This is a genomic window from Limnofasciculus baicalensis BBK-W-15 (assembly GCF_024178385.1).
Lineage (GTDB): Bacteria > Cyanobacteriota > Cyanobacteriia > Cyanobacteriales > Coleofasciculaceae > Limnofasciculus > Limnofasciculus baicalensis.
In genome coordinates, this window is the sequence record NZ_JAMZMM010000217.1 from 1 (window position 1) to 10,508 (window position 10,508).

Annotated in this window: 8 protein-coding genes; 6 read left to right on the forward strand and 2 right to left on the reverse strand. The window is 43.0% G+C overall.

Features of this window, described 5'->3' with window-relative positions:
* Positions 1-218: 218 nt before the first annotated feature.
* Both NJ959_RS19125 and NJ959_RS19130 read left to right on the forward strand, forming a co-directional pair.
* On the forward strand, positions 219-1,832 hold the full coding sequence (locus NJ959_RS19125) for a serine/threonine-protein kinase (protein ID WP_254013335.1): 1,614 nt from the start codon (positions 219-221) through the stop codon (positions 1,830-1,832).
* A gap of 341 nt (positions 1,833-2,173) precedes the next feature.
* Positions 2,174-3,745, forward strand: a complete 1,572-nt coding sequence (locus tag NJ959_RS19130) for a serine/threonine-protein kinase (RefSeq protein ID WP_254013336.1) — start codon at positions 2,174-2,176, stop codon at positions 3,743-3,745.
* A gap of 402 nt (positions 3,746-4,147) precedes the next feature.
* Here the strand turns inward: NJ959_RS19130 and NJ959_RS19135 are convergent, their stop codons facing one another.
* The gene (locus NJ959_RS19135) at positions 4,148-5,464 is read right to left on the reverse strand and encodes a molybdopterin molybdotransferase MoeA (protein ID WP_254013337.1); all 1,317 of its coding nucleotides are present in this window, start codon (positions 5,462-5,464) and stop codon (positions 4,148-4,150) included.
* Positions 5,465-5,545: 81 nt separating this feature from the next.
* Entirely contained in the window at positions 5,546-7,009 is a 1,464-nt protein-coding gene (locus tag NJ959_RS19140) for an RNA-guided endonuclease InsQ/TnpB family protein (RefSeq protein WP_309242663.1), read from the reverse strand.
* A gap of 212 nt (positions 7,010-7,221) precedes the next feature.
* Here NJ959_RS19140 and NJ959_RS19145 point away from each other — a divergent pair, with 212 nt between their 5' ends.
* The 4 genes from NJ959_RS19145 to NJ959_RS19160 all read left to right on the forward strand — a co-directional run bounded on the left by NJ959_RS19145 (position 7,222) and on the right by NJ959_RS19160 (position 10,487).
* Positions 7,222-7,755: an RDD family protein gene (locus tag NJ959_RS19145; RefSeq protein WP_254013339.1), complete on the forward strand. Its 534-nt coding sequence runs from the start codon at positions 7,222-7,224 to the stop codon at positions 7,753-7,755.
* A 50-nt stretch (positions 7,756-7,805) separates the two neighbouring features.
* Positions 7,806-8,000, forward strand: a complete 195-nt coding sequence (gene rpmG / locus NJ959_RS19150; protein WP_254013340.1) for a 50S ribosomal protein L33 — start codon at positions 7,806-7,808, stop codon at positions 7,998-8,000.
* Positions 8,001-8,187: 187 nt separating this feature from the next.
* Positions 8,188-8,403 (forward strand): 30S ribosomal protein S18, encoded by a 216-nt coding sequence (rpsR, locus tag NJ959_RS19155; protein WP_254013341.1) that lies wholly within the window; start codon positions 8,188-8,190, stop codon positions 8,401-8,403.
* A 77-nt stretch (positions 8,404-8,480) separates the two neighbouring features.
* Positions 8,481-10,487 (forward strand): ribonuclease catalytic domain-containing protein, encoded by a 2,007-nt coding sequence (locus NJ959_RS19160; RefSeq protein ID WP_254013342.1) that lies wholly within the window; start codon positions 8,481-8,483, stop codon positions 10,485-10,487.
* Positions 10,488-10,508: the final 21 nt, after the last annotated feature.

The window sequence follows — 10,508 nt, forward strand, 5'->3', positions numbered from 1 at the left end:
CCCTACTCCCCACTCCCTACTCCCTACTCCCCACTCCCCATATTGAAAAGAACAAGAAAAGTACGATATTATAAATATATAAAAGATTTTTCGGAAAGCTTGTAAACAAAGAGGGTGCCTTCAGGGGTGCGTTCCCAAGTCAAGCCTACCCATTAAGCCGAATACTTCAAATAAAAGTTTTAGTCCCAACCAGGACAACGCCCCATCAGTGAAGCTGAATGAGCTACTGTCTAAATTCCGACTGTCCTCAGCCCAAAAATCCCATCCACGTCAATACCTGTCAGGCGTGCGGTACCAATCTTCTATTGCGCGATCGCTATCGTGTATTGAAGACACTAGGTCAAGGAGGATTTGGAGCTACATTTCTCGCTCGAAATGAGTCTCTGCCAGGTCATCCCAAATGCGTAATCAAGCAACTCCGTCCCGCCTCGAATGACCCCCAGATCCTGGAAATGGCTCAAAAGCTATTTGAGCGAGAAGCCAAAACTCTGGGAAGGATTGGCAATCATCCCCAAGTACCCTCACTGTTAGACTACTTTCAAGATAATCAACAGTTTTACCTGGTACAAGAGTATGTGAGCGGCTCCACCCTCCAGCAGGAGATTCGGGAATTAGGACCATTACCAGAATCTGGGGTCAAGCAATTTTTGAGTGAAATATTGCCACTCCTCCAACATATCCACAATCGGGGAGTCATTCACCGAGACGTAAAACCCGCTAATATAATTCGTAGAGAGCAAGATCGCAAACTAGTATTAATTGACTTTGGTGCTGTCAAAGATGAAGTCAGCCTAGCGGCTGTTGCTAATACCTCAGACCATACAGCATTGACAAATTTCGCCATTGGTACTCCAGGTTTTGCACCTCCAGAACAAATGGCATTGCGACCAGTTTATGCCAGCGATATTTATGCCGTGGGAGTCACTTGCATTTATTTGTTGACAGGGAAATCGCCAAAAGACCTAGATTATAATCCTGCCACAGGAGAAATGCTCTGGCGCAAGAACGTTCATGTCAGCGACCATTTTGCTGATGTCTTGAAAAAAATGTTAGAAGCTGCTGTCAAACAGCGCTATGAGTCGGCTGAAGATGTGTTAAGAGCGCTAGATTTGGAGCCTTATCTAGACAGTTTAGCCAAAGGATTAGCAATTCCGAACGCACCAAACTATAACGCGCAACCCACTGAGTCAGAGGACTTCAGTACCCCAAGTTCCAATTCAACCCCCTCAACTGCTACTGCGAAAATGGCTGCTAGGATTAAAGCCAGACGGGAGAAGAAAGAACGTAGCAATCCTGGAATCAACACGGTAGGAAGACCTCCGCGTTTGGGTACATCTGGGCCAAAAACCACTCCTAATTCTGCTAATACCCAAGGTGCTACTGCTGGTAAGCCTAAACCCCAAAAGCTTGATGCTAACAGGGTGTTAGCAGAGTATAGAAATGGTCGTCGGGACTTTGGTTGTCAGGATTTGAGTGAGTTAGAACTACCCAAAGTTGACTTGTCAGGAGGGATTTTCCGGGAAGCCAAGTTGAGTAAGACTAATTTGCAGGGAGCAAATTTATCTCAGAGTACTTTTAGTCAGGCAAATTTGCAGTGGGCGAACCTGCGCGAGGCTAATTTGGGACGGGCTTATTTTAACTTTGCAAATTTAGAAGCGGCTGACTTACGAGGCGCGGATCTTAGCTTTGCCCATATTAGTCATACAAATCTCAAAAGTGCTAATCTCTCTGGTGCAAATCTAACAGGCGCACGCATTACCGAGGAACAACTCAAGCAAGCTAAGACAAACTGGACAACGATCTTCCCAAATGGTAAGCGGGGTTCTTGGTAATAGTTGTTATACCCTCCTACCAATTGATCTTTACAATATCTTCATAAACATCCCCCCATCTTTATCAAAACTTCATCAGCAATAAAGATGTATTTTGCTTAAAATTACTTAGTTAGTACCCAAAATACTGGCTAAATTAGGATATCCTGAATATATAAAAGATTTCTTTGGAAGGCTTGCCAAGAAAAGGGTGCATTCGGCGGTACGTTTCCAACCCAAGCCAAATCATTAATCCGAGTGCTTAAATATCAAAGCTTTAAGCCCAGCCAGGGCATCAGCCAGTTATAAGGTTCTGAATTTGTTACTGTCCAACTTCTGACTATCCTCTGCCGAAAAATACAATGCAAGTAAATATCTGTAAGCCTTGTGGTTCCGAACTTCTATTGCGCGATCGCTATCGCGTACTCAGTATACTAGGCAAAGGTGGATTCGGGGCGACATTTCTAGCTCAAAATGAGTCCCTCCCGGGTTCCCCCCAATGCGTGATCAAACAACTCCGTCCCGCCACCAATGAGCCCCACCTTGTACAAATGGCGCAGAGGATGTTTGAGCGAGAAGCTACCACTCTGGGAAAGCTTGGGGATCATCCCCAAATCCCCTCGCTGTTAGATTACTTTAAATACAATCAACAGTTTTATTTGGTACAAGAGTATATTAGCGGGTCAACCCTTCAGCAGGAGATTAAAGAGCAAGGTCCCCTTACAGAAGTGGGAGTTAAATATTTTTTGAGTGAAATATTACCCTTGCTTCAACATATCCACAGTCAGGGAGTGATTCACCGGGATATTAAACCCGCTAATATCATTCGTCGGGAACCAGATCGTAAACTAGTATTGATTGACTTTGGGGCTGTCAAAGATGAAGTCAGCCTAGCCGCTGTTGCTAATACCTCAGATCAGACGGCGTTGACGAATCTGGCAATTGGTACTCAAGGTTTTGCTCCACCAGAACAAATGCAATTGCGACCAGTTTATGCTAGCGATATTTATGCTGTGGGCGTGACTTGTATTTATTTATTGACAGGGAAATTGCCAAAAGACTTAGATTATAATCAGTCAACAGGAGAAATGCTCTGGCGGCAGTACGTTGATGTCAGCGATCATTTTGCTGGTGTATTGAAAAAAATGCTGGAAGAGGCTGTCAAACAGCGTTATCAGTCGGCGGAAGAAGTCTTAAGAGCGCTGGATCTTGAGGCTTATATTGACACTTTAAAAAATGGCTTTACCTGGGGTAATTCACATAAACCAAACGGTAAATCGACCCAGAAAGACCAAAAGATAGAGAGTGTACCTTCAAGTGGCAAAACCGCTACTGCCAGGTTAGCAGAAATGATTGCCAAACGCAAAGAGAAAGAGAAAAATGATAACAGCGCCGCAGGTTCCCCCACAGGAGGGATTAGGCGTACTGCGAACACCTCTGGACCAGCTACTGGTATTAATTGGTCAAATAGTCAGGGTTCTAGTGTGGGTAAGCTAAAGCATCAACAACTAGATGCTGATAGCGTGAAAACTTATTATAAGAGTGGCAGGAAAGACTTTGCCTATAAGGATTTGAGTAGGTTAGACTTGCAAAAAGTTAACTTGTCTGGTGGAATTTTTAAGGAAGCTAAGTTAATCAGAACTAATTTACAGGGATCTAATTTAGAACAGGCAAATTTTAGTAAAGCAAATTTGCAAATGGTGAACCTGCAAGAAGCGAATTTGAGTCGGAGTTACTTTGAAGGTACAGACTTACAAGCAGCCGATTTGCAAGGTGCTGATCTGAGTTTTGCCAATATTAGTAATACCAATATGACTAATGCAAATCTCTGTGGTGCTAATCTAAAGGGAGCTAAAATTACAGAACAACTACTCAAGCAAGCGAAAACAAACTGGAAAACGATTTTTCCGAATGGTAAACGGGGTTCTTGGTAATGGTTGTTAGTTGTTAGTTATTGGTTGTTAGTTATTTGTTGTTAGTTGTTGGCAAGATCATCAATTGGATCTAATTATTGTTGATTGACGAACAAATAATATCAATTCCGGTTATGTCGAGATTGTTTGTAGTAGGCACTTCAGTTTCATGTAGGGTGGGCACTCCCCCAGAGAACTTGAAAATCTGATTATTACCTTAGTGGGGAGTGCCCACCCTACCGTTATTGTTTATGGTGCAAGATCTGAGTTATAGCAACTGCCAGGGCGGTTAAGTCATTGATCGGAGTCGAAATACACTGACAAAGTGACCAAAAATGCACTAAGCGCCTTGGCGACTGCTATACAACAAATAACAAATAACAAATAACTAACAACTAATAACAAATAATAAATAACAAATAACTAACAACAACCAACTTGTAACACTTGTACAGATTGGCCTGCTGGAATTAAAGTTTGACCAATAGGAACTAGAGCAAGACCTGTAGTTTGTGCTAAATTGATTAAATTACCGGAATTTTGGCTGCCACTGGCAAGATGGAATTGATAGCTACCCTCTACCAAACGTAACTGTCCCCAAAGATAACTTTCTCGTCGTCCATCTGATTGTAAATCGTGATGTGCGATCGCATTTACAAACATTGGCCCCCATTTATCTTGAGGTAAGCCTGACAGTTTGCGCAATGCGGGTTGTACAAATCGCCAACAACTTACGAGGGCAGATACTGGATTTCCTGGTATGCCAAAATATAATATAGGACGATTAGATCCCCCCTTACCCCCCTTATTAAGGGGGGAATTTAAGATGGGGGAATTTAAGATGGGGGAATTTAAGGATGGAGGAAATGTGGCGAAGGTTAGGGGTTTACCAGGTTTAATGGCAACGGAACGAATATGAATTTCGGCATCTAGTTCAGCTAAAATTTCATCTACATAGTCATAATCTCCTACAGAAACACCGCCTGTAGAGAGAACGATATCAGCCCCAAGGATAGCTTGTGCGATCGCATTTTTCAGTACTTCTGGATTGTCCCGCACAATACCTCCCAGCTTCGGTATCCCACCAGCAAGTGTCACCCAGGCGGCTAGAGCATACTGATTAGAATCTACAATTTGTCCAGGTTTCAAAGGTTCATCAGGTGTCACCAATTCATCACCTGTGGAGAGAATTGCTACCTTGGGGCGGCGATATACTGTGAGCTGGGTACATTGTGCCGCTGCTAATACCGCAATTTCTGGCGCGGTGAGGACAGTTCCAGGATGAAGGAGAGTTGCTCCTCCACGGTAAAATGCTCCTTGGTGACGGACAAAAGCTTGGTGTTTCGGAGGCTCAAAGATAATAACCCGATGATCTTCCCTTTTAGTGCATTCCTGCATTACCACCGTATCAGCCCCCTCTGGCATGACAGCACCTGTTAAAATACGGGCAGCTTGATGGGGTTGAATTACCCGTTGGGGTTGATAGCCTGCGGGAATTTCTTCCACTATTTCTAAAATAGCTGGTTGTTCCCTATTACAGAATTCGACATCCCGATAACGGACAGCATAGCCATCCATCGCCGAATTATCCCAATGGGGAAAATCTAGTTTACTCGTGACAGAGGAAGCCAAAATGCGATTTGTGGCAGAGGATAAGTCTATAACCTCGGTATCTAATTGACCATCCAGAGGTTTTACAAGATCTAAAATAATTGACTCAGCTTGTTTGACTGGCAGCATTACGATCCTTTGAGCGATCTTATTTATATATAGCAGCGATAACATAGATTGACACTCCCCGGTTTAAAAACACGGGGATTCTTAAGACTTCGCAGCCTTAATATCCTGATTAATCAGGTTCCCAAACTCACTACGTTTGCTTTTTGAGCGTGGTGATATCTTTTGGGCGTTTAGGTGTCTAGCACCAAGTTTCGCCGAGTCCCGACGTACTATTTCTAATCCTCTATCCCTGATAGTTTTTGCCGCACCAATATCAGCGTGTTCATGATAGCCGCATTCAGTACAAATGAATTTTTCTCTATTGCGGTTACTCGCGTGAATATGGCCACAACTTCTACATTCTCGGCTAGAGTTTTGGGGATTAACTTTAATTACGACCTTTCCTTGCTGATGCCTCCGGCACGCTAGCGCGAATACAGCGAGATACTCAATCTTTAAAATTAAATCGCTCCATCCAGCATCAGCGATAGCACGATTTAAACCTTTCTTTCTTGACTGTCCATTAGGCATAAACCGCCCTCTATTGTCAGTTTTGACCCGACAGCGTTTCATCATTCCAGAAACGTTTAAATCTTCCAGGGCAATTCCATCTACATTTCTCGATACAATTTTATTTGCTACTTTCCATTGGTAAGCTTGGCGTTTATCGGCAATTCGTTTGTGTAAACGCCCTAATTTCTTAGCTGATTTTTTTTGATTATTACTTCCTTTCGCTTTACGACTAACACTCTTTTGTCTAATTTTGAGAATTAGTCGAGTTTTTTTGTTGGTTGAGAACTTGGGATTGTCTATTTGATATCTATCTGACAGATGAACAAGTTTGGTAATTCCTAAGTCACAACCGATTACTTTTTTGACCTCAGCTAAAGGTTTAGCGATATAATCTGGTACAGTTTTATCTTCAATTCTGATAGACAGAAACCATCCATCTTGACGCTGACGAACCGTAGCCGCTTTAATAGTAAAACCATTCGGTATTGGACGTGAATTGTGAAAACGCATCCAGCCCAATTTGGGCAAATAGATTTTGCTACCTTGTACTTTCACACCCATTGAGTATGTAAAAGATGTGAAATTACTGCGGTTTTTAAATTTAGGGAAACCTCTACCGTCAAAAAAGTTTTGGTAGGCAATGTCAAGACGTTTAACATTTTGCTGTAAAATAGTTGAATCAATGCCACCATACCAAGGTCTAGCCTGCTTTAATTCTGGCAAGGCAGTAATTTGGATATCACCAGGACTTCTCCTGGGGTTTTTGGGTTTACCTTCTTTGTCGAATAGAGTATTTTTCCAGGGCGAGCCAGTTGCACCATTTTTGCTCACAAAGCACGTTAATGGACAAGCTTCAGATTTAGCTCTGAGATCGCAGTATTCACATTGAATATACTGTTGGTTATATTGAGATATCCTGTCTCCTAAACACCAATTGTAATGACTTCTGAGCATGTTTACCCAGTTGGACATTTTTAAATTCTGAGTGGTATTAGGGCGTAGCTTATAAACGTAGTTTGTTAGCAGATTTACATCACCTTCTTTATGTGTTATATTGTATTTATTCTAGATTTATCGGAGAGTTATGTCAATAACTAAAGAAAAAAATTACTAGACTAATCAGTCTCAAGTATTCATAAGACTGATATGATGGGAGGTTTTAGCCTCCAAAACGGTTTTCATCCCCGGTCTATAGCTTGCTTCCCGCAGGGTAGACACGGGGTTTTCAACCTGTTTTCTTATAAGTTAGAGAGCCGAACCCAGCCATGTCTATCGAACGCCTCCCCAAGCGCTTCCCCAAAGTGCCAATTGAGCGACGGGCTTATGCCTTCCTGATTGATTTTGTTACCATTTGGCTACTTAGCTCCTTGGTGGGGAGTAATATATTCCTTCAAGGGTTAGTATTCATGGTCCTGTGGTTCGCTTTCCGAGTGGTGCTAGTGTCGGGGAATCAAGGTCAAAGTCTAGGAAGTTGGGCTTTTGATATGAAAGTGCTAGAGACAGAATACAATAAGGTTCCTGGACTTATAACGCTAGCCAAGCGAGAAGGCATTCTGGGCTTTTGTGCTTTGTTAGCCACGATTGGCTTAACTATTGGATTGGCTAACGGGATCTCCTTGTTAGTCCTGATTGCTCCCTTGATAGGCGATTGTACCATTGCCCTGTCCGATCCAGATACTCAGCAAGCATTCCACGACCGAATCGCCCAAACTGCAATCGTACAAACCCGTCGGGGCTTTTCCCTCGACTTGCGGCTCAGGAAAATGTTTGCTCTTATTAAAGGTCGTATGCAAAAATAAGAGTTTGTGTTTAATTTCGCTAATCCATTTGATTTTCTACAAATAGGGCTATGGCAAGTAAGAAAGGTGTTCGCATTATCATCACATTGGAATGTACCGAGTGTCGCAGTAACCAAAACAAGCGATCCCACGGTGTTTCCCGGTATACGACCAAGAAGAACCGTCGTAACACCACGGGGCGTTTAGAATTGAAGAAATTCTGCACCCATTGCAACAAACATACCGTTCACAAAGAAATTAAGTAGCGGTAGTGATTTGTGGTTGGTTATTTGTTGTTAGTGATTTGTGGTTGGTTATTTGTTGTTAGTGATTTGGCAAGAATAATTTGCGGTCAGCTCCTTTACAAAAATAAACAACAAACAACCAAAAACAAACAACCAAAAACAAACAACCAAAAACAAACAACCAAAAACAAACAACCAAAAACAAATTATGACCTACTTTCGCAAACGTCTTTCTCCGATCAAGCCAGAAGATCCCATCGATTACAAAGATGTAGAACTACTGCGCAAATTCATTACGGAACGAGGAAAAATTCTGCCTCGGCGGATTACGGGATTAACCTCTCAACAACAAAGAGCCTTAACTAGCGCCATTAAACGCGCTCGTCTTTTAGCACTGCTACCCTTCATTAACAAAGAAGGTTAAGCAAAAGAATCCCCATCTATAATCAATGATTTAGATGGGGATAGTTCAAATAAAAGCTACTGGGGATAGCAAAACGGGTGGACAAAGGAACAATAATTGAATTTCGCCTACAAGGAGAACGGCGTATAGCAATCTGCGATCGTCCAGAAGGCAAAAAGCACTGGATTGTCATAGATGAACGCGGTCAATCTCATACACTTCATCCCCGAGAAATCGCATACCAAGTGAAGGGATGTACTTTTAAGCAGTCAGAAATCAAAGACTTTATCAAACAAGTTGAGCCATTGCTAGATCCTGACAGTTTGGAAGTAGCATGGGAATTGTTGGTTGAAGATGGAGAGATGGTGACTTGCGAGGAAATGGCACAGCTATTGTTTTCTGACACTAGTCCCCATTTATGCTATGCTGCTCACTGTTTGCTGGATGAGGATAAACTCTATTTTAAGCAAAAGGGAGATAGCTACGAACCCCGTCCTGCGGCTAAAGTAGCTGAAATAAAACACCAACAATCAGCAGCTCAATCTAAGCAGCGGGAACAAGAAGAATTTTTAAGCCGCATTCAGGGGAAACTCAATGGTGTAGCGGTAGAATGGCAGGATAGCGATCGCAATCGCCTAGATGTGTTAGAAAAATACATCCTCAATCCAGAAAATGCTTTTCGTGTCGCTCAGGAACTTCTAGCACTGCTGGAGCGTCAACAAACTCCACAAGCGGCCTTAGATTTATTAGTGGAGTTAGGTTGGTGGAGTCCTCACGAGAACTTGTTTTTGCGTCGCTCTCAAATTCCTATTCAATTTCGTCGTGAGGTACTTGAATTGGCTCAACAACGCCTGAATTTTATACCTCTTGATTCAGATAAGAACCGTTTGGATTTAACTCATCTGAAAGTCTACACTATTGATGATGAAAGTACCCAGGAAATTGACGACGGTCTAAGTTTAGAAACACTAGATGATGGGAGGGAACGAGTATGGATACATATTGCCGATCCTACCCGATTAATCGTACCGGGAGATGAACTTGACCTGGAAGCTAGGCGACGCAGCACCACATTGTATCTGCCTACAGGGATGATTCCCATGTTCCCACCGGAATTGGCAACTGGACCAATGAGTTTGGTGGAAGGTCAAATTTGTCCGGCGCTGAGTTTTGGGGTAATATTAGATGAAATTGGCAGTATTCAAGAATACAGTATTCATGCCAGCCTGATTAAACCAACCTATCGCCTCACTTATGAAGATGTGAATGAGATGTTGGAGTTGGGGATACAGGGCGAGTCGGAAATAGAAGCGATCGCAAAATGGGCAAAGCAACGAGGGCGATTGCGTCAGTCACAGGGATCGATTACGATCCACATGCCAGAGGCGGTAATCAAAGTATGTAAGGATGATGAGATCGCAATTGAAGTTTTAGAAGATTCCCGCTCCCGACTCCTTGTAGCAGAAATGATGATTCTGGCAGGGGAAGTGGGAGGGCGCTACGGGCAAACTCATCAAATTCCCCTACCTTTTCGCGGTCAACCTCAGCCAGAATTACCTCCTGATGAAGAATTATCCCTATTGCCACCTGGACCAGTAAGATTCTGTGCTATGCGTCGCTGTATGCCTCGCTCTGAGATGAGTATTACCCCGGTGCGTCATGCTGGTTTGGGTTTGGAAACCTATAGTCAAGTTACCTCTCCTATTCGTCGCTATAGCGATTTATTGGCTCATTTTCAGATTAAAGCCCATTTACGGGGTGAACAATTACCATTTTCTGCTCAAACCCTCCAAGAAACTATGCAGAGTGTGATTAGTACTGCACAAGAAGCAACTCTGGTAGAGCGTCAAACTAATCGCTATTGGGGATTAGAATATTTGCGCCGTCACTCACAAAAATCCTGGCAGGCTTTGGTATTGCGCTGGATTAGAGAACACGATAACTTGGGGCTGATTCTATTAGAAGAGTTGGGATTAGAGTTGATCATGCGTTTCAATCGGCAAGTGGAATTGGGCGAGCAAATCAATGTTCAAGTTAGTCACGCAGATCCCCGTCAAGATGTGATTCATTTTCGGGAGTTAATCGAACAAGCAGTGGTGAGTTAGGGAAGGGGGGACAAGGGGGAC